Source organism: Shewanella youngdeokensis, assembly GCF_033180165.1.
GTDB lineage: Bacteria > Pseudomonadota > Gammaproteobacteria > Enterobacterales > Shewanellaceae > Shewanella > Shewanella youngdeokensis.
Genome location: NZ_CP136522.1, coordinates 3,344,399 through 3,365,718, shown reverse-complemented (window position 1 = coordinate 3,365,718; position 21,320 = coordinate 3,344,399). Strand labels below are relative to the sequence as shown.

Sequence of the window (21,320 nt, the reverse complement as noted above, 5' to 3'; positions counted from 1 at the left end):
GTGATTTTACCCCAAAGTCTTACGCTATAACGGCCATGCTTGCTGGCCGTCAACAGGTACAGCTGGTAAGTCGAGGCTGAAGCAGTAATCGCCTGGAGCATACACATATACTTGTTTGGCAATCATTGGGTAGGCAAACAGCATGACTTGATCTTTAGCCGCTTGGGTGGTGGCGAGCCCCCACATTTGGTAAACGTCACTGTAATCGAGCCCCGTTGAGTAACTCATGGCAATCATTAAAAAGTCATTGTTGGTGATAGCTTGTGCGGCTTCGAGGCTAAATTGACTAAAGCCGAGGCTGGTCTTCTTTTGCTCCCATAGCTCATTTGACGCTTTAGCACGTTCAAACTCCCGCAGTAAAATATGTAATCGAGGCAGTAAATGCCAGCCATAGTCGAGCGCATCATATTGCTGTGCGGCGATCATCATTTGCAGCATCGTTGCCATGCCGCTCGACCAACTTGTTAGGTTGGCTGCTTGCATATAAGCAAAAGGGTCTGCTTGGTTAACACTTGCCTGCAACACGGCAAATTCATCATCAATACTTAGGTCTTGGCAGGTTGGTAATTTGCCTATTTCAGTATATGCCCGCGACTTAGTGTAGTAAGAGTAAGGGTTGGTTGATGCGTGGCTGTTATGGCCATCAAAGCGTAAACGGCCTTTTTCCAGCCCGTGTCCGAGCTCATGAATATCGCCATGCCCGGTGGGACTAAATGACCAGTTAGCATCGTACGGATTGCCAGAACAACCCGCACCACAAGTGGCTTGGTCTGCATTCATGTGCTTTACGGTATCAATGCTGTCAATTTGCCAACCTTGGCTGGTGGCAAAGTCAGTGATCTCGGCTACCTCATCAATAAGTGGGCCTTTAAAACCGGCCAGTAAGTGCGGGTAATTGTGCACTTGCGTGTTGATGGCGGCGGCCATTTTTTCAGGTGTGTTCCATAATGGTTCCGCATTCATGGTGGTGACCATTTTGTCTAGCTTTGAGTGCACTTCAAAGTGATCAGTTGCTAGCTCTGCCCAGTCGTACTGCGCCGCGGTTAAGGCTTGCATAAATGTGTCACCGTCAGCTCCTTGGCGCCAATGTGGGTGCAAACCTACGTTGCTAAAGCTTAAGCTAACCGGTAAATCGGTTTGATCAAACTGGATCTGCATAGGACCGCCATAGGGACTTGTAAGCTTGATGGTTTCGCCGGTTTTGACTTCAATACGGCTCGATTGTAAATATTTAGGCCGGTTATAACCGTTTTTAGCAAAATGCTGGGTGGAGCCAGAGCGTAAGGTGTTGATAAATATCCACGTGCTAACATCGCTGGTGTCGGTGCGAGTCACTTTCACCGTTTGCCCCGGTAGCGCGTAAACCCCAGCAGAACGAAAGCCTTGTTTGCTACTAATACTGACGGACTTATCAATGGCGCTAATGTGACTAAAATCGGTGCGGCTAAAGTTACCTAGATCATTGGGGACGGCGTTAATGTCGCGGTAGTGATACACGCTGTGGTCGGCATAGTAGGCTTTTAGGTACGTTAGGCTATCAGTGGCACTTACATCCATAGGGTATTGAATTAACCGCCGGTATTCATCTCCTAGCAAAATCAGTTGCTTATAAAGATTGTGATCGCTAAGGCTAAAGATATCTTGCTTGGCGGTATCAAACGCCTGAATGTTTTGCTTAATTGATGTGAGAGCCGGTTGGTAGTCGTCACTAAAGCGTGCATCACAAGTATTGGCGCAGTTGGCTAAGGTAAAGTCGATATCAGCACTATTAAATAGGTTTAACCACAGTAGTTCTTGTGAAAGGCCATTATAACTTTGCTGCATAACGCTTGCAGAGTTCCAGTCGGCTTTGTCTTTTGCATAATAGTTGCCTGGCCCACCAGGTCCCTGCATTGAAAAGCCCATAGGGTTAATAATGGTTTGGGTTAAGGGCACGCTATTCCAGCCATGTAGGTGCAAGTAAAGTAACGGTTGGTTAGCTGCTTGAATTTGCCCGATGAGTGGCGCAATGGTGTCGATATCAAATAACTGGGCAGAACCACTTAATACCAAGTCGGCTTCGCTTAAACATTGGCTTAATGTTGCTTCATCGCTGCAACTACTCACTTGCCACTCAGGGTAATTGCTGTTTAACCAACTGGGAATACGGTTAAGTGCATTACCATTAATGAGTAATAAACGGATCTGTTTTGGGCTGGCCAATTCAGTTACATCTTGGTTGAGCATCCACGCTAGTAAGCGCTTAAAGCTGGGTTCAAATGCGGCATTATTGCCTTGCTGTAAGCTTGAAATTATATCGGTGCCAAAGGCGGCATTGCGTTGGCCTGCTATGTCGCTGGTGGCTGCAAACGTGAGCCCTTGGTTACCCGTGACAATTGCAAAGGCTTTTGTCGAAGGGTAGGCGTGTTCTGCTGCGGCGATTTGCAGCATCTGTGAATTACGACCTTGGTCATAGACGATAGCGTCATCAAGGTAGATTTCATTTAACAGTGCCGTGTTGTCGAGCCGATATTGATTGATGTGCTCAAGCCCACGTTTAATCATTTGCGGCGCTAACCCTGCTGCAACACTGGCGTCACCGGTTTGCATTGCTGCGCTTATTTTATCGTTTAACTCAATGGTGATGGTATCAACCGTGGTTTGCTTAGCGCTGTCGGTTACGCTCAGCGCTAAGCTGACAACACTGTCTTGGTTGAGATGGCGTCCATCAAGCTCAACCCCATTGATACTGGCATTAATGAGTTTTACTGCCGGACCTGCTGTTTGGGTCCAAGCAAATGTAGCACTGCCGCTGGTATGCACTGTGACCTTGGCTGCTACGAACATGACCTGGTCATTCCAAGCTGTGATGTTATTACCGAGTTCGACATCGGGAGCTGGCGCAGTGGGTGCAGGGGGAGTGGTAGTGTCAGGCGAACTGTCAGAACCACCACAGGCAGTTAATCCAATAAGCAAGCAACTTATTAACAACCAATATTTCATGTTTAGTACTCTTGATTATAATCGCCGCATTCTCTACTAAAATCGCTCGCAATGCAAAATATTCAATTAAATCAATGGTTAAGTCAAAATGTTGGCAGGTGGTAATATATTGGCTTACAGAGCAAATGTGTCATTTATACGACGAAGCTGCTGAACTGAGATTAAATGGACTAAATGCAAGGCATGAAAAAGGCAACCCTAAGGTTGCCTTTTTGCGGCGGTTAACTATTAGCTATTCACCGTATTTTTAGTGTTGTGAACCGCTGGCAAACCAAAGTTACAGCTTAAGCTTCAAGCTTGGCTAGTTCAGCTTTTTGCTCAGTGAGCTTTTCAATATCACGTTGATATTCAGCTTGCTTAGCACGTTCTTTTTCAATTACGGCTGCAGGCGCTTTAGCAACAAAACCTTGGTTAGACAGCTTACCTTCAATGCGCTTAAACTCACCAGCGGCTTTTGCAAGTAACTTGTCGATACGCGCCACTTCTTTAGCGACATCGATAAGGCCTGCCATTGGAATTAGCAGCTCCATGTTACCCACTAATTGTGTGGTCGACATTGGCGCGGTTTCACCGTCGGCTAGAATGGTCATTGACTCAAGTTTAGCTAGCGTCTTGAAGAAAGTTTGGTTAGCTTCAAGGCGGGCTTTATCTTGTTCACTCACGCCGCGAAGCAGTGCGTTAAGTGGCTTAGATGGTGCAATGTTTAGCTCAGCGCGAATATTACGTACCGCGGTGATGACTTGTTTAACCCACTCAAGATCTTCCATAGCTACGGCATCAACTTTATCAGCTTGATATTCAGGGAAGGCCGCCAGCATTAACGTTTCACCTTCAACACCTGCAAGCGGCTTAACGCGCTGCCAGATAGTTTCAGTCAGGTAAGGCATCATTGGGTGCATTAGGCGCTGCATCTGCTCAAGTACGTTCACCAAAGTATGGCGTGTACCGCGCAGTTGAGCGTCAGTGCCGTTTTGCATCACAGGCTTAGTTAGCTCTAGGTACCAGTCACAGAACTGGTTCCAAGTGAATTCGTAAATGGTGTTAGCAGCTAAGTCGAAACGGTAGTTCGCCATATGCTCGTCGTAGGTTTTGACAGTTTCATTGAACAGACCGATAATCCAGCGATCAGCTAGCGATAGCTCCATTGCGCCAGGCTTGCCATCAACCAAAATTTGGCCACAGTCTAATGCTTCACCGATGGCATCATCAGCGGCATCTTCATGCTGCACTTCTGTGTTCATCAGTACGTAGCGAGAAGCGTTCCAGATTTTGTTACAGAAACTGCGGTAACCATCAAGGCGTTTCATGTCCCAGTTGATGTCGCGGCCAGTTGATGCCATTGAGGCTAAAGTAAAGCGCAGTGCATCGGTGCCGTGTGCTTCAATGCCGTCGCTAAACTCTTTACGGGTGCTCTTTTCAATCTTCGCCGCCATTTTCGGCTGCATCATGTTGCCAGTACGTTTTTCAACTAATGCTTCAAGATCGATACCGTCAATCATATCTAATGGGTCAAGTACGTTACCTTTAGATTTCGACATCTTATTGCCGACTTCATCACGAATAAGACCGGTCACATAAACGGTTTTAAATGGCACTTGTGGCTTGCCGTTTTCATCTTTGATGAAATGCATGGTCATCATGATCATACGGGCAACCCAGAAGAAGATGATGTCAAAGCCAGTTACCAACACGTCAGTTGGGTGGAAAGCTTTAAGCTCTTCAGTATTTTTTGGCCAGCCTAGTGTCGAGAACGTCCACAATGCAGAGCTAAACCAAGTATCTAATACATCATTGTCTTGGCGTAGCACAACTGAATCAGCAAGTTTGTGCTTAGCACGAACTTCAACTTCATCACGGCCCACGTACACTTTACCTGACTCGTCGTACCAAGCCGGAATGCGGTGACCCCACCAAAGTTGACGTGAAATACACCAATCTTGAATGTCGCGCATCCACGAGTTGTACATATTTTCGTATTGCTGCGGCACAAATTTAATGTCGCCGTTATCAACCGCTTCCATCGCCGTTTTAGCCATTGGTGCAACTGCTACATACCATTGGTCGGTAAGTAGTGGCTCAATGACTACGCCTGAGCGATCGCCGTATGGTACTTTTAATCCGTGTGGATCAATCTTGCCTAGCAAGCCTAAAGTTTCTAGCTCAGCAACGACCGCTTTACGAGCTTCAAAACGGTCAAGGCCAGCGTAACGCTCTGGCAGTGTTCCGTCTAAGTCATTGTTAACTGTACCGTCAGTATTTACCACTTCAGCAGATGAGCGAATAGCCGCATCAAAAGTCAAAATGTTGTACATTGGTAGAGCGTGGCGCTTACCAACTTCGTAATCGTTAAAGTCATGGGCAGGGGTGATTTTTACACAACCGGTGCCAAATTCCATATCAACATAATCGTCAGCAACGATAGGAATAAGACGATTAACAATTGGTAGGTGAATAAACTTACCGATAAGTGAAGCGTAACGCTCATCTTCTGGATGAACGGCCACTGCGCTATCACCAAGCATGGTTTCAGGACGTGTCGTTGCGATCTCTAAGTAATCTTTACCGTCGCTAGTTAATGCGCCTTGGGCTAACGGGTAGCGGAAATGCCACATGCTGCCTTGTTTTTCTTTGTTCTCAACTTCTAAGTCTGAGATAGCGGTATGCAGTTCTGGATCCCAGTTGACCAAACGTTTACCACGGTAAATCATGTCGTCTTCATAAAGGCGTACAAACACTTCTTGTACCGCTTCAGACATACCATCGTCCATAGTGAAACGTTCACGATCCCAATCAACTGATGCGCCAAGACGACGGAGTTGTTTGGTGATAGTGCCGCCGGATTCTTTTTTCCAGTCCCAAATGCGATCGATAAAGTTTTCGCGTCCAAGGTCATGACGGTTCAAACCTTCTTCGGCAAAGACTTTACGCTCAACCAACATTTGCGTGGCAATACCAGCGTGGTCGGTACCGACCTGCCAAAGGGTGTTTTTACCCTTCATACGTTGGTAACGGGTCAAGGTATCCATAATGGTATCTTGGAACGCGTGGCCCATATGCAAGCTACCCGTCACGTTTGGTGGCGGGATCATGATGCAATAGTTGCCTTGAGACTCGTCGCCGTGTGGCTTGAAGTAACCTTTCTCTTCCCAGTTTTGGTAAAGAGACTGTTCGATAGACTGCGGGTTATATGTTTTTTCCATGGGAGCGTGCTTATCTCAAACTAAAATTAATTGGTTGTATTGCTCAAGTCTTGGGTCGTTAATGCTACCCCAAGAGTGCGATATTGCCGGTAACGATCGCGTGCGACCGCTTTATGGCTGTCGTCATTGGCAACGAAGTCGATAATCTGACCAAAGTTTACCGCAAATTGCGGCACTTGGTCTGCAAGATTAATCAGAACCTGACGATTTTTATTAGGCCCAAGCTTATCAAAGCCGATTTCAACTGGGGCGCCGCCTGTTAGCCCTTCACCTTTGAGGTTATGGGGCACAAAAAACGATGGTTCAAACTGCCATAAAAGTTCATCAATGGCGTAAGCCTGTTCTTGGTCAGTGCAATGAATATAGACCCATTGTTGGTTTACAAAAGCCTGTTGTGCCAACTCACAAGCAAACATAAACACTTGCTCTAGCGCAGTTAATTGAGCTGGCTGCTGGGTGTTACTACTGTTTGGCATCAGATAAAACAGAGTCTGTGACATCGTTTATTCTTCGAGGCTATTTTTTAGGGTCTAAGCTAACTTGGCTTTTTGACTGACGAAAGAGAGGATTTTACACTAAAAGTAGGTTAGAGATCAGCCCCTTTTTAGGTCGCTAGCGAATATTGATCTGTGGTTACTGTTGAGGTTTGCGCTAGCGGTGAGGTTATTGCAGAACTTGCACCGGTTTATGAGTCGAGAAAACTCGGTTTGAATGGTATTAGTTACCGTTATACCACGGGTTGTTATTGTATATTTTGCTTAGCAATCGCAGTGCTAGAAGGTGTGCTTGTTTAACATGGGGGCTACTTGTTGCAACGCCGTATTTAGGTTTGTGTTTTTGAATGTAAAACTCCAATGCCAAAAGTTTGCGCTTTTCTAATCCAGCGGCCGATACAGCCGCTTTCTCAAGTCCCAAATCGCAGATACAAAAAAGCCACCTTAGGTAGGTGGCTTTTGAGGCATGACTACATGCTTGTATTGAATTGTTCCCCAGAATACCGTTGCCGACGTAGGCCTTTGAACCGTAAGTTCAAGGCGGGTAAACGAATACTTCCTAAGGCTTCTCGATACGAGCCGAGCTTGCACAGTGTCAGTAAAACATTCACCCTGGGTTTGTAGATATCGGCACAGGGACATTGCCAGCTAACGCGTATCCCAGGGAACAAAACTTGTGTTTGTAAGCCGGTCAATTGACCTCAATATGGCTTACAACGCTAATTCTTTCATCGAGTCTTTATTAACTCGCTACAACTTAATTATAACCTGTTTAGTCAGTTTTCGTAGACCGTTCTACTAACGCATTTTCTAACGTTGACTGCAACAAACCAATTTTATGGTCCATTTGCTTGTTATAATCTTGATTCTTCTGTTTTTCTTCTAATAGCTCATAGCCAGTATTTAACGCGGCCATAATTGCTATTTCTTCACGGCTAAGGTTGTTGGTACGCGCTTTTAGCGACACTAACTGAGTTTCAAGATTATGTGCCACGTGCCTAAGTGCTTCCTCTTGTCCTTCTGGACAAGCGATAGAGTAGGTGCGCCCCATAAGGGTAATGTCAATTGCCTTGTTACCCATCCCGAAGGAATCCTTAAACCGTATACTTGAGCGGACTATATCGGTCTAAAAAGCAAAGTGCAATACGCTATCGCCCTAAAAATTGAATGTTTAGATTAATTGTTGCTTAGATAACCTATCTAGTACAAACATAGCGCGCATTAGCGCATCTACTTGGTAAACACTTGGCTACTTTTCATCTGTTAATGCCTGCATATGCACCTAAGGTACAGATATTTAGCATTGTTTAATGCTAGCGATTGCAGCGTTTATGGTTAATTTAATAAACTTTATCGACTTTCATGGCGCCATCTATTGGTCGAATCTGTCAGTTCTGCTAGCATGAAGTCAGTAAATTTTGTGACTGGAAACAACTTTATGGCGACCCTCCCAACGCTCCGCATGGATAATTTACTTGCGGCACTTAACGAAGCTGAAATTGGTCAGCATCCTGTCGAAGTTCATGGCGCACTTGTTGGCTTGATCTGTGGCGGTGTAGAGCAATCAGGCAAAGCCTGGATTTTACCTTTACTCGACTTAATGAATGACGGCAAACCTCTGCCGCCAAAATTGAACGTATTGGTTGACGAACTATTTCAAGACGCGGTGACCCGTTTATCTGACACCGACTTTGGCTTTAGCCCAATGTTGCCAGAAGAAGAAGAGTCACTATCTAAGCGTGTTGAAGCACTATCGTTATGGGTACAAAGCTTCTTAACCGGTATTGCGATTATTCAGCCTAAATTGAGTAAAGCATCTAGCGATGTACGTGAAGTGATCCAAGACTTGTCTGAAATCGCCCAAGTAGAGTTTGACGTTGAAGAAGACGACGAGTCCGAAGCCGCCCTAATCGAACTCATGGAGTTTAGCCGTATGGCTGCATTGCTCTGTTATTCAGAGTTTGGTCCGGCAGTCGAAGACGACAAGCCAATCGATCTAGGTGCTATACACTAAATACTAAATACTTGATCCTTAACCGCCATCACAATTTTGTTATGGCGGTTTTGCTATCAATAGTGCCCAAAGTGGTTAACGGTATAAAATCAGTTAGCGGGTTAACAAGTCCATGGTTAGTACACACGCACTCGAACAGGTCGATATTGCCATTGTCGGTGGCGCAATGGTTGGCGCAACCTTAGCGCTTGGGCTGGCACACATTGCCAAACAAGCTAAGCGACCACTTAAAATTGCATTAATCGAAGCTCATCGCCCCAGTGACAACCACCCCGGTTTCGACGCTCGCTCCATTGCTATTTCACACGGTTCAATTTTCGCCTTAAAAAAACTGCAAATATGGCCGCACCTCGCTAATATTGCCAGCCAAATAAATCATATTCACGTCTCCGAACAGGGCAACTTCGGCATGACCGAGCTTAATGCCGACGCCTTTCACTTACCCTATCTTGGGCAAGTGGTCGAACTCGAAGCCGTAGGTCAGCAGTTATTCCATCAATTAGTTAACAGCAATATTCAACTGTATTGCCCAGCTAGCTTGACCGGCGTTGAAGCGCAGCCTAGTCAACAACTGTTAACCCTCGATAATGGCCAGCAAATTGCTGCTAAATTGCTTGTGGCCGCCGACGGACTTAATTCCAAAGTGCGCCAAGCGTTTAACCAGCCGCTCGAACAGGTCGATTTTCAACAACAAGCAATCATCGCCAATATTCACACCGAACAGCCGCATCAAGGTTGGGCGTTTGAGCGTTTTACCCAAACAGGGCCTCTGGCGTTACTGCCCATGGCTAACCGTAACGGTGAGCACCGCCTGTCAATGGTATGGGCGTTGCCGCCAGCTGAGGCCGAGCGATTACTTAAGGCCCCCAAAGCCGAGTTTATTGCGCAGCTACAAGCCGCATTTGGTTACCGAGCAGGGCGCTTTATTAATGTTGGCGCACGCCATAGCTATCCGTTAATGCTGTCGTATATGCCAAGGCCGATTTATCACCGCACTCTCTTTTTAGGCAATGCCGCGCAAACACTACACCCCATTGCTGGGCAAGGTTTTAACCTTGGCTTGCGCGATGTGGTCAGTTTGCTAGAGGTGATTAAGCAAGCGCTAACGCAGCAAACCAGCAGCGTTAACGCATTGGATGTGGGGCAAGCCCAAATAACTCATCAGTACCTTGCTCAGCGCACAGCGGACAGGCAAAGCACCATGACTAATATTGAATTTCTGGTGCGGGGGTTTTCTAACGACTATTGGCCGTTAGTTGTTGGGCGCAATCTAAGCCTACGCCTACTGTCTTGGTTTCCGCCGCTTAAAGCGCCTGTTGCGCGCCAAGCAATGGGGTGGACCCGCGCCTAAGTACGGCAAGTGAAATTAATTAACCTTAAATCAGTAAGGGCAAAAGATGTTAAGCACGCAAAATTATGATGTGGCTATTGTGGGTGGTGGCATGGTTGGTTTAGCAACTGCCATCGGCCTCGCCATGAAAGGCGTTAATGTTGTGGTGATTGATGCCGGGCAAACGCAGGCCGTATCGGGTGCCCCCAAGCTTAGAGTTAGCGCAATTAATAAAGCCAGTCAGCACTTACTTACCAACCTTGGTGCATGGCCATACCTTGGCGCTAATCGCATTACTCCATACCAAAAAATGCAAGTGTGGGACAAAGACAGCCTCGGTAAAATTGATTTCGACGCCCAGTCACTGTGCGAATCGCACCTTGGCAGCATTATCGAAAACGACGCCATCGCCTTTGCATTAGCCGAACGTACCAGCGAGTTCGACAACCTTACCTACATCGAAAACCAACGCCTTGAGCGCATTGCCTTTGGCGAACGCGACGCCTGGATCACTCTCGATAACGGCGACAACATTAGCGCGGCGTTAGTCGTGGCAGCCGATGGCGCTAACTCCTGGGTACGCGAGCAATGTAAAATTCCCATGACCTTCTGGGACTACAACCACCATGCAATTGTGGCCACCATTCGCACCGAACTGCCCCATGCAGACACCGCCAGACAAGTGTTTGACCAGCAAGGGCCGCTGGCATTTTTGCCACTATACGAGCCTAACTTATGCTCCATTGTATGGTCAGTGTCCCCCGAAAAAGCCGAGCAATTACTGGCGCTTGAGCCGCAAGAATTTGAACGAGCACTTACAGCAGCATTTGACGGCCGTCTAGGCCTGTGTGCACTTGAAAGCGCCCGCCAATCGTTTCCGCTACGCATGCGATACGCGCGCCACTTTGCTCGCCATCGCCTAGTATTGGCTGGCGACGCGGCACATACGATTCATCCATTAGCGGGGCAGGGCGTTAACTTGGGCTTTTTAGATGCCGCCAGTATTGTGCAAACCGTTAGCGAGCTAATCGAGCAAGGTAAAGACATTGGCGACTACCGCCATTTACGCAGCCTAGAGCGCTGGCGCAAAGCCGAAGCGCTCGAAATGATCAGTGCAATGGAAGGCTTTAAACGGATATTTTCAACCACTAACCCTATTACCAAAGCGATTCGCGATATTGGTCTAAATGTTGTAGACAATTTTGCGCCATTAAAAACACTGTTTATACAACAAGCATTAGGTAACAAAAAAAGCCTGCCAAAACTGTGCAAAAACGAACAAGATTAACATTCAGGGGCTGCAATCAGTCACTAATAAGCCTTAATGATCAAAGGTTTGCTGGTGGCTATTTTGTGTGGCTTAATTTAGCCTTAAAAAACTACCAATAAAGCATTAGAATATCTAATCTAAACAATCGTTCGGATTAGAAAATTCTTTTATATACAACCACTCTACTCAAGGTATAATTTCGCCGCATTTTAGTCGCAGCAAATTGAACCGGTGAACAACCCACACCCGTTACCAACTTCAATACCCCACAGAAGGGATAGAAATGGCTCACAAAACAGTACTTTTTAACAAGCACCTAGAATCTAACGGCAAGATGGTCGATTTCCACGGTTGGGATATGCCACTTAACTACGGTTCACAAATCGAAGAACACCATGCAGTGCGTCAAGACGCCGGTATGTTCGACGTATCGCACATGACCGTAGTCGATGTGATGGGTGACGACGCTTGTGCCTTTTTACGTAAATTGCTCGCCAATGACGTTGCCAAGCTAAAAGTACCCGGTAAAGCCCTATACGGCGGCATGCTTGACCATAACGGCGGCGTGATCGACGACCTAATTACTTACTACCTTAGCGATACCCAATACCGCATCGTAGTTAACTCAGCCACCCGCGAAAAAGATCTCGCCTGGATTAACGAACAAGTGGCAGGTTTTAACGCCACCGTTACCGAGCGCCCTGAGTTATCAATGATTGCCGTTCAAGGCCCTAATGCCAAAGCTAAAGCCGCAACCGTGTTTAACGACGCGCAAAATGCCGCTATTGAAGGCATGAAACCCTTCTTTGGGCTGCAATCGGGCTCACTGTTTATTGCCACCACAGGTTACACCGGCGAAACGGGTTACGAAGTAATAGTGCCCGAAGCTGAAGCCGAAGCATTATGGCAAGCCTTTTTAGACGCTGGCATTAAGCCATGCGGACTAGGCGCACGTGACACGCTGCGCTTAGAAGCCGGCATGAACTTATATGGCCTCGACATGGACGAAAGCGTTAATCCGCTTGCTGCCAACATGGGCTGGACCGTGGCATGGACACCAGAAGACCGTGACTTTAACGGCCGCCAAGCGCTAGCAGCAATAAAAGCGGCAGGCAGCGACAAATTAGTTGGCCTAATTATGGAAGCCAAAGGCGTGATTCGTCATGGCATGTCAGTATTTTTTACCGACAATAACGGCGTTGAGCAACAAGGCACTATTACCAGCGGCACGTTCTCGCCAACATTGGGTTACTCAATTGCCATGGCTCGCGTACCAAACACTATTGGCGATGTGGCCGAAGTTGAGATGCGTAAAAAACGTGTTCCCGTTAAAGTGATTGCACCATCGTTTGTACGTAATGGCAAACAAGCGTTCTAGCGTTTTATTGCGGCGCTAAACGTCAGCCATAACGGGCAACAATATTGCTCATCTGGCAGCCAAAGCGCGGGTTAAACCCCAACACATGAACCGCAAGGCATGTTTATAACGTATAGAACCATTAGCTAGTTGATTGACTGGGCTAATAGGGTTAAATTTGCAGTTTAATATGACGGTTTTATTTGATCGGGTATGTGGCGCTATCTTATTGAACTTTTGCTACAAGATATCAATGAGATGCACGGTAAACATTGGATTAAACCGCTGCGCAAAAGCGTAAAAAACTGAACCAAGCCGCTAAGGCCAATCAGTGCAACGTTGACAAAATACAAGCATAAGAATTATCGAATAAGGATTAAGACCAATGAGCAATATCCCAGCAGAACTTAAATATGCTTCTTCGCACGAATGGGTTCGTAAAGAAGAAGATGGTAGCTACACAATCGGGATCAGTGAGCACGCACAAGAGCTATTGGGCGACATGGTGTTTGTTGAGCTTCCAGAAGTGGGCGACGAAGTTAACTCTGGTGAAGACTGCGCCGTAGCAGAATCAGTAAAAGCGGCATCAGACATCTACTCACCGCTTACCGGTGAAGTACTCGCCGTTAACGAAGCATTAGAAGACTCTCCAGAGCTTGTTAACAGTGACTCATATGGCGACGGTTGGTTCTTCCGCGTTATGCCATCAGACTTGTCTGAGCTAGACGAATTGCTAGATGCTGATGCTTATCAAGCGGTTATCGACGAAGAATAACGCACGATAAACCACAAAGCCTCACTCTGACAAAGACTGGGGCTTTGTTCGTTATATGCCCGAGTCACCTCAAAAAGCCCATCGGTTTTGAGGTTGCGTGGTCAATAACACGCTCAAAAACGCAAACAGTTGCACTCAATACCATACCAATGCGATTTGCCAACCAAGCTTACCGCTTGGCGCACAACCGCACTGATATAAAACAACGAGACCGGTAACTCCGCCCCCTACAGGCAGGATACTGGCACAATGGAACTAGGTTACTCATGACCCAAGAAACCCTTACACAGTTAGAGCAGCACGAACTATTTTTGAGCCGCCACATCGGCCCAAGTGCCACACAACAGCAAACCATGCTGGACTTTGTCGGTGCCAAATCGTTAACCGACTTAACGGGGCAAATTGTGCCAGAAGCCATTTTGCTTAACCGTGATCTCGCCGTTGGTGACTCAGTGAGTGAAGCTGAAGGTCTTGCTTATATTCGCCAAGTGGCGAGTAAAAACAAAGTCTTTAAAAGCTACATTGGTATGGGCTACTACGGAACCGAAGTCCCGAGCGTGATCCAGCGTAACGTATTTGAAAACCCAGGTTGGTACACGGCCTACACGCCATACCAGCCCGAAATTGCCCAAGGCCGCCTCGAAGCTATCCTTAACTTTCAGCAGTTATCAATGGATCTCACCGGCCTTGACTTAGCCTCGTCGTCATTACTTGACGAAGCCACTGCTGGCGCCGAAGCCATGGCGATGTCAAAGCGTGTTTCTAAAGCCAAAAAAGCCAACAGCTACTTTGTGGCCGACGACGTATTCCCGCAAACGCTGGACGTTATTAAAACTCGCGCCGAATGTTTTGGTTTCGACATCATCACAGGCCCTGCCGCCGACGCTGTTAACCACGACGTATTTGGTGCCTTGTTCCAATACACCAACCGCGTAGGGCAAATTTGCGACCACAGCGAACTGTTTGCCCAGCTACAACAGAAAAAAGCCATCGTCGCCGTTGCTGCCGATATTATGTCACTGGTGATGCTTAAATCACCGGGCGCGATGGGCGCCGACATTGTGTTTGGTAACTCACAACGTTTTGGTGTACCAATGGGATTTGGTGGCCCACACGCAGCCTTTTTCGTGACGCGTGACGCCTACAAACGTTCACTACCCGGCCGTATTATCGGTGTGTCGCAAGACACCCGTGGCAACCGCGCCCTACGTATGGCCATGCAAACGCGTGAGCAACATATTCGCCGCGAAAAAGCTAACTCCAACATTTGTACCGCGCAGGTATTACTGGCCAATATGGCCTCGTTCTACGCCGTATTCCATGGCCCACAAGGGCTAAAAATGATTGCCTCGCGCATTCATCGTTTAACCGACATCCTTGCCGCCGGCCTCACCGCCAAAGGTGTAGCGCTGGTTAATAACACCTGGTTCGACACCCTAACACTAAGCGGGCTCGACGTTGCCGCTGTAACTGAGCGTTCACAAGCAGCCGGCCTTAATTTGCGCCTCGACAGTGATGGCATTCTAGGTGTGAGCTTAAGCGAAACCACCACCCGAGCCGATGTTGCCGAGCTATTTGACGTTATCCTTGGCGCAGGCCATGGTCTAGATGTGGCAGCGCTTGATGAAGCAATACAAGCAAGCGGCAGCGTGTCTATTCCTGCAGAGCTGGTTCGCACCGACGCCATCTTGACCCACCCAACGTTTAACCGCTACCAAAGCGAAACCGAGATGATGCGTTACATTAAACGTCTCGAGAACAAAGATTTAGCCTTAAACCATTCCATGATTTCACTCGGCTCATGCACCATGAAACTCAACGCTGCCACCGAGATGATGCCGGTCTCATGGCCTGAGTTTGGCCACATGCACCCATTCTGCCCAGTCGAACAAGCCGCCGGTTACACCCAGCTACTTGAAGAACTATCAGCATGGTTAGTCGATATCACCGGTTACGATGCGGTTTCCTTGCAACCAAACTCAGGTGCACAAGGCGAATACGCAGGGCTGCTGGCGATTAAGCAATACCACGAGTCACGTGGCGATGCGCACCGTAATATCTGTCTAATTCCGCAATCAGCGCACGGGACTAACCCTGCATCTGCGCAGCTTGCTGGCATGAAAATCGTAGTTACCGCCTGTGATAAAGCCGGTAATGTCGACATGGCCGACCTGCGCGCCAAAGCTGCCGAAGTCGCCGACAACTTATCGTGCATCATGGTGACCTACCCATCGACCCACGGTGTGTACGAAGAAACCATTAGCGAAATTTGTGAGGTTATTCACCAACACGGCGGCCAAGTTTACCTTGATGGTGCCAACATGAACGCCCAAGTTGGGCTAACATCACCGGGCTTTATTGGCGCCGATGTATCGCATCTTAACCTACATAAAACCTTCGCTATTCCCCATGGTGGCGGCGGGCCAGGTATGGGGCCAATCGGAGTCAAACAGCATTTGGCACCGTTCTTATCGGGTCATTCAGTGGTAAAACATGGCCTTGAATCCGACAACAACGGCGCGGTATCTGCCGCACCATTTGGCAGTGCCAGCATTTTACCTATCACGTGGATGTACATTAAGTTACTGGGCAAAAAAGGCTTACGCCAATCAACCCAAGTGGCGCTACTTAATGCCAACTACATGATGAAAAAACTGTCTGAGCATTACCCCATCCTTTATTCTGGCCGTAATGACCGAGTTGCCCATGAGTGCATTATCGATCTACGCCCACTTAAAGAATCATCAGGCGTGACCGAAATGGACATCGCCAAGCGCCTTAACGATTACGGCTTCCATGCGCCAACCATGAGCTTCCCAGTTGCGGGAACCTTAATGATTGAGCCGACAGAGTCTGAGTCAAAGGTAGAGCTAGACCGGTTTATCGAGGCCATGGTGTCTATTCGTGGTGAAGTGGCAAAAGTGGAATCGGGCGAATGGCCAAGCGACAACAACCCGCTGCGCAATGCGCCGCACACCCTAGCCGACATCATGGACAGCGAGTTTGATTCACGTCCATACACCCGTGAAGAGGCCGTGTTCCCAACGGCAGCGGTTAAGCTGAATAAGTTCTGGCCAACGGTTAATCGAATAGATGATGTGTTTGGTGACCGTAACCTCATGTGCGCATGTGTGCCTGTTAGCGAGTATGAGTAATAATTGCTGCGTGGGCTCGGTGCTGCTAGCTTTCATAAAGAGTTAGCATCGCCAGCAACGCAATTATGATGAAACGCACCCTTAGTGGTGCGTTTTTTATTGGGTGCCAGTAAATGCGGCGAAAACCATGGGCTTCATTGTCTTATCTGCGCCAGCGACGCAATGATGGGGACTGTGAGTTAGTCTAATTTCTGTTAGCTTAACTAGAAAATGCCCTAAAGAGAGTTAGCTTTAAATTAAACGTGGGTTACGTATTCTCATGTAGGTTGAAAATGCTGTATATTTATGGCTGTGTATTCATTAAGTGTTGGTCCGTTTATAACTGCTAAGCTTTGTTTATAGGCTGCAACTTAGGCGGTGATTATGGAAAGCAAGCAATACACTGATTTCTTGTTATCAATTAGAACCTTATCTACAGGCCAACTACGGCATCTAGGTACCAGAGTAGATCAACAACTTCGCCAAGATGATGTTAATCATGCTCTGGAGCAGCGTCTCAAAAAACTATCCCGATGTGTCCATTGCCAATCTGCTCATATAGTCAGGTGGGGACACAATGCGGGTTTGCAGCGCTTTCGCTGCAAACAGTGCAGTAAGACTTTCAATGAACTAACAAAAACACCTTTTACACGTCTACGTAACCGTAATAAGTTAGGCACATATGCCCAATGTATGGTTGCTGGTAAAACATTGCGGCAAGCTGCAAAATTTTGCCAAATTAGCTTAACAACTTCTTTTCGTTGGCGGCACCATTTCTTAGCTAAACCTGAGCAACACAAAGCAAAACAGTTAAGTGGTATCGTCGAAGTTGATGAGACATTTTTTCGAGAGTCATTCAAAGGTAAGCGACAGATAACACATCGAAAACCACGCCAAAGAGGCGGAGGTAAAGCTTGTGATGCTGCACCCCTTGTCCCTGTTTTATTGATGTTAGATCGCTCGGAGCATGAAGCCGACTTTGTCCTAGTAAGTGATTGTATTGCCGAAGTTCACCCATGTATGGAAAATCGAATTAAAGCAGATTCGGTACTCTGTACGGATGGAAGCCAGCTATATCCAAATTTTGCAAAAAATCACAAGCTGTTCCATAAGCGGATCTTGAACGAAAATATGGCTAGAACATTAGAGAGTGGTACTTTTCATATCCAAACAGTAAACAACTACACTGCTAGATTAAAGGCTTGGCTGCCTCGATTTTATGGTGTTGGAACCGACTATTTGGCAAACTACTTGGCTTGGTGGCGCAGCACCGCTTTTGAGGAATTATCTACTGGTCGCGATTGGTTAAATGAGGCTTTGAGCCCATGACCAACACTTAATGAGAACACAGCCTCATATATACAGTAATCGCTAGTTATAGTAATATTCATTTTTTGAGAAATGAGGTTCAACAGGTTCTGAAATGAAAGCACCGCACGTAGTGCCATACCAAGGTAGTAAGCGAAAGCTAGCTGATGACATTCTAAATATTATCAGTGATATTGAAATTGAAACACTTTACGAACCATTTGCAGGATCAGCAGCAATTACACTAGCAGCTGCTGCAAATGACCTTGCTGAACGCTACGTTATTGGTGATAAGTTTGCACCTATTCCTGCTCTATGGGAAATGGTAGTTAATACCCCTCAAGAATCTGCTGATGAATACGAAACGGTATGGAACCAACAGCTTTTAGATGGTGTTCATGAGCCTGAGTTTTCATATGATCATTTTATGAACGTTCGCCAGGACTTTAACCGTGAGCAAGATCCTATACAGTTTTTATACCTGATATCTCGTTGCGTTAAGAACGCTATTCGCTTTAATGGTAATGGTGAGTTTAATCAATCTCCAGATAAAAGACGTAAAGGGACTAATCCCAAAACTGTTCGTACGAATATGTTATCAGCGTCAAGAGTATTACAAGGTAAAACAGAATTTATAAGTGGTGACTTCCGAGACATCATTCGCAATGCAACTAGCAATGATATTGTTTATATGGATCCACCATGGCAAGGCACTAGTACCAAAAAAGATACTCGATATGCTTTTACTCTTCAAATCGATGAATTGATTGAAGAAATGGAAGATCTTAATCGAAGGGGTGTGCCATTCTTATTATCATTTGATGGCACTTGCGGCGATAAATCATACGGAAAAGAATTACCACAGCACCTGAACCTGCAAAAAATAGGATTAAATGCTGGGAAGTCCTCTCAAGCTATTCTTCTTGGAAGAGATGATGAAACAATAGAGTCGCTTTATTTATCACCAGCTCTAATTCAGAAAATTACCCCTGTTGCTTAAGTAGATCAACTATGTATTCTTGAAGAGGTTTGCCAAGTTTTTCGCTAGCCTCTTTAAGTTGATCATATACCTCAACATCACTACCCTCAAAGCCTAATTGCATAATACGTACAGGTCGAGTTGCCGCATGGCTGTAATCTTCTGGGTAAGCCCAGTAACATGAATTACATGTGTCTAAGTCTTTTGCTCCAAGCAAGTTAGGGCAGTGCTCGCATTCCCATGATTTTTGTCTTTGAGCTGTACCACTTAAAAGCATAAATTTTTCAGGTACATTTTCAGGTACATCTTCATCACCACCAACCTCATAAGGTGTCCTGTGATCTATTTGAAGATATCGACTCCCGAAAGGTATTCCAGAAACATGGCAACGCTCACCATTCATACCAATCAGTGTTTCTTTAAATGCTTTTGAGAAAGTTTGTCTACCACCAAGCTTGTTGTTTTCAATTTGCTCGGGATCACCAAAGCGATATGCACCAATTCTACGCCCATCACTTGCCGTCACTTTAAACGTTTCTAATGGGATTCCCGCTTCACGAACATCACGAGCCGCTCGTGGAGCATGATTATAACCATATAGTTCCTTGAGCTCTTCTGTTGATAGCGAACCATGTTTGATTATGTGGTCAATAACGGTCTTAGCACGTTTAGCCGTTACTTTCTTGGCTTGCTCTAAAATCTTAGGATGTATATCTGACATTAAATCCTCCAGTCAAATAGTACATCCTATCCAAGTAACCTTAGATAGTCTATGGCTTAATGTCACATTAAGTTATTGTTAATAAAGGGTTCAAGTATGCTATTTCAAATATCTAATTCATTGCTTGACCACTAAATAACATGGCCACCCATAGTTAAATTCATCTAAATAACATGGCCACCCATAGTTAAATTCATCTGCTTGCTGCAGGTAATTGGAACCACAAAAACTTTAGAAGCTAAAGGTTGAGATAATTAGTCAGTGCGATTATCAACACCGGTTGCATTACTCGGTTTTAGCCAGCAGAATCAGCCCATAGTGCTTGAATTCAACCAGAAAAAGTGGCGATAAATACCGATGAACCAGACTGATATGCAAGAGCAATTTCCTATTACGATTTTGGCAGAAAACGGCTTTTCAAGTTCGCTTAAACCCTTGTTGACTCAACTGGAAATGTGGATCAATTTCCAAGCTTTAAAAGCTGATTGGTTTGGTGATGAAGCCTGTATCTTGTCGTTTGAGTTTACCTTAGTTAGGGGCTTGGAAGATAAGGTTCTGGACTCTAAGAATCACAATTGGATAACGGGGGACGGTTATGCATATTGTTATGACAGAGAGAGCTTAAAAACGACTGCCTTTATTGCGGTTGCTGACTTGCTTGAGGCCGGCGTGGGCATAGAGCAGGGCATTAAACTGCGGTTGGTGAGTGTGGCTAATAGTGTTGGGTCAGAGCATGGGTTGTTGGATTTGTCATTGTAGATAATTGCAGTAGCTAGGCTAGCTACTGCGGTGTTGAATTCTGAGGGGGAAGTGGTAGCCCAAGAAAAAGCGACCTTTTTGGTCGCTTTTTTGTTTGAGGGAGTTACTTGCATTAACTATATTCTGACCCAGTTTATTACTAAAAATTACTGTAATTTAGGGTAACTAAATTAGTTAACTATTACTTTTTTGGATTGACGTGGCATGTTACACAGCTATATGGATCTGGGAACGTTTTAGACGTGAGCGAATAACATGGCCACCCATAGTTAAATCTTACTATTTAATGGTGTTTGTTAGCGCATGATTGAGGGGCTTGCTCTATGGTGCGTAACACCACAGTGGTGCGAAAATAACATGGCCACCCATAGTTAAATTCATATGCTTGCTAAATAACATGGCCACCCATAGTTAAATCTTACTATTTAATGGTGTTTGTTAGCGCATGATTGAGGGGCTTGCTCTATGGTGCGTAACACCACAGAGCGGTATAGCGTTGAAAGTGAAGGTTATTTGTTTAGCACAAATTGGTCGATTTGGGCTAGGCCTAGAACCATGGTGGCCTTAGCCGTTTATCGAAAGAAATAACATGGCCACCCATAGTTAAATCTTACTATTTAATCGTGTTTGTTAGCGCAAAAATAACATGGCCACCCATAGTTAAATTCATGTGCTTGCTGCAGGTAATTGGAACCACAAAAACTTTAGAAGCTAAAGGTTGAGATAATTAGTTAGTGCGATTATCAACACCGGTTGCATTACTCGGTTTTAGCCAGCTGAATCAGTCCATAGTGCTTGAATTCAACCAGAAAATGTGGCGATAAAAACCGATGACCCAGACTGATATGCAAGAGCAACTTCCTATTATGATTTTGGCTGATGCCGCTTTTCAAGTTCGCTTAAACCCTTGTTGACTCAACTGGAAATGTGGATCAATTTCCAAGCTTTAAAAGCTGATTGGTTTGGTGATGAAGGCTGTATCTTGTCGTTTGAGTTT

The 21,320-nt window shown here is 46.0% G+C and carries 14 protein-coding genes and 1 other RNA gene; 9 read left to right on the top strand and 6 right to left on the bottom strand.

What is annotated here, in order from left to right; all coding sequences use genetic code 11:
* Nucleotides 1-24 precede the first annotated feature (24 nt).
* The 5 genes from RGE70_RS14385 to RGE70_RS14365 form a co-directional block, all read right to left on the bottom strand.
* Nucleotides 25-2,982: an ImpA family metalloprotease gene (locus tag RGE70_RS14385; RefSeq protein ID WP_310472134.1), complete on the bottom strand. Its 2,958-nt coding sequence runs from the start codon at nt 2,980-2,982 to the stop codon at nt 25-27.
* 284 nt (nt 2,983-3,266) lie between these two features.
* Nucleotides 3,267-6,182 carry a valine--tRNA ligase gene (locus RGE70_RS14380; protein ID WP_310472133.1) on the bottom strand — a complete coding sequence of 972 codons (2,916 nt, stop codon included), beginning with the start codon at nt 6,180-6,182 and terminating at the stop codon, nt 3,267-3,269.
* A 26-nt stretch (nt 6,183-6,208) separates the two neighbouring features.
* The gene (locus RGE70_RS14375) at nt 6,209-6,682 is read right to left on the bottom strand and encodes a DNA polymerase III subunit chi (RefSeq protein ID WP_310472132.1); all 474 of its coding nucleotides are present in this window, start codon (nt 6,680-6,682) and stop codon (nt 6,209-6,211) included.
* Nucleotides 6,683-7,164: 482 nt separating this feature from the next.
* Nucleotides 7,165-7,346, bottom strand: a non-coding RNA gene (gene ssrS / locus RGE70_RS14370) — 6S RNA.
* Nucleotides 7,347-7,448: 102 nt separating this feature from the next.
* A complete protein-coding gene (locus RGE70_RS14365; protein WP_310472131.1) occupies nt 7,449-7,757 on the bottom strand; it encodes a cell division protein ZapA in 309 nt (102 codons plus the stop codon).
* 357 nt (nt 7,758-8,114) lie between these two features.
* On the opposite strand from RGE70_RS14365, the gene RGE70_RS14360 reads away from it, so the two are divergent.
* From RGE70_RS14360 to RGE70_RS14325, 8 genes are all read left to right on the top strand, one after another.
* A complete protein-coding gene (locus RGE70_RS14360) occupies nt 8,115-8,690 on the top strand; it encodes a UPF0149 family protein (protein WP_310472130.1) in 576 nt (191 codons plus the stop codon).
* Between the two features lie 112 nt (nt 8,691-8,802).
* Nucleotides 8,803-10,041, top strand: coding sequence for a 2-octaprenyl-6-methoxyphenyl hydroxylase (gene ubiH, locus RGE70_RS14355; protein WP_310472129.1), 1,239 nt, complete (start codon nt 8,803-8,805; stop codon nt 10,039-10,041).
* A gap of 46 nt (nt 10,042-10,087) precedes the next feature.
* Nucleotides 10,088-11,308 carry an FAD-dependent oxidoreductase gene (locus tag RGE70_RS14350; RefSeq protein WP_310472128.1) on the top strand — a complete coding sequence of 407 codons (1,221 nt, stop codon included), beginning with the start codon at nt 10,088-10,090 and terminating at the stop codon, nt 11,306-11,308.
* Nucleotides 11,309-11,573: 265 nt separating this feature from the next.
* Complete coding sequence (gene gcvT / locus RGE70_RS14345) at nt 11,574-12,668, top strand: glycine cleavage system aminomethyltransferase GcvT (RefSeq protein ID WP_310472127.1); 1,095 nt, start codon at nt 11,574-11,576, stop codon at nt 12,666-12,668.
* Nucleotides 12,669-13,032: 364 nt separating this feature from the next.
* The gene (gcvH, locus tag RGE70_RS14340; protein WP_310472126.1) at nt 13,033-13,422 is read left to right on the top strand and encodes a glycine cleavage system protein GcvH; all 390 of its coding nucleotides are present in this window, start codon (nt 13,033-13,035) and stop codon (nt 13,420-13,422) included.
* Between the two features lie 266 nt (nt 13,423-13,688).
* A complete protein-coding gene (gcvP, locus tag RGE70_RS14335; protein ID WP_310472125.1) occupies nt 13,689-16,577 on the top strand; it encodes an aminomethyl-transferring glycine dehydrogenase in 2,889 nt (962 codons plus the stop codon).
* A gap of 363 nt (nt 16,578-16,940) precedes the next feature.
* Nucleotides 16,941-17,885 carry an IS1595 family transposase gene (locus RGE70_RS14330; protein WP_310472124.1) on the top strand — a complete coding sequence of 315 codons (945 nt, stop codon included), beginning with the start codon at nt 16,941-16,943 and terminating at the stop codon, nt 17,883-17,885.
* A gap of 94 nt (nt 17,886-17,979) precedes the next feature.
* Nucleotides 17,980-18,864 (top strand): DNA adenine methylase, encoded by an 885-nt coding sequence (locus tag RGE70_RS14325; protein ID WP_310472123.1) that lies wholly within the window; start codon nt 17,980-17,982, stop codon nt 18,862-18,864.
* Here RGE70_RS14325 and RGE70_RS14320 read toward each other — a convergent pair.
* Entirely contained in the window at nt 18,848-19,564 is a 717-nt protein-coding gene (locus tag RGE70_RS14320) for a hypothetical protein (RefSeq protein WP_310472122.1), read from the bottom strand. The two genes, RGE70_RS14325 and RGE70_RS14320, sit on opposite strands and share 17 nt — an antisense overlap.
* 357 nt (nt 19,565-19,921) lie before the next feature.
* On the opposite strand from RGE70_RS14320, the gene RGE70_RS14315 reads away from it, so the two are divergent.
* A complete protein-coding gene (locus tag RGE70_RS14315) occupies nt 19,922-20,323 on the top strand; it encodes a hypothetical protein (protein WP_310472121.1) in 402 nt (133 codons plus the stop codon).
* Nucleotides 20,324-21,320: the final 997 nt, after the last annotated feature.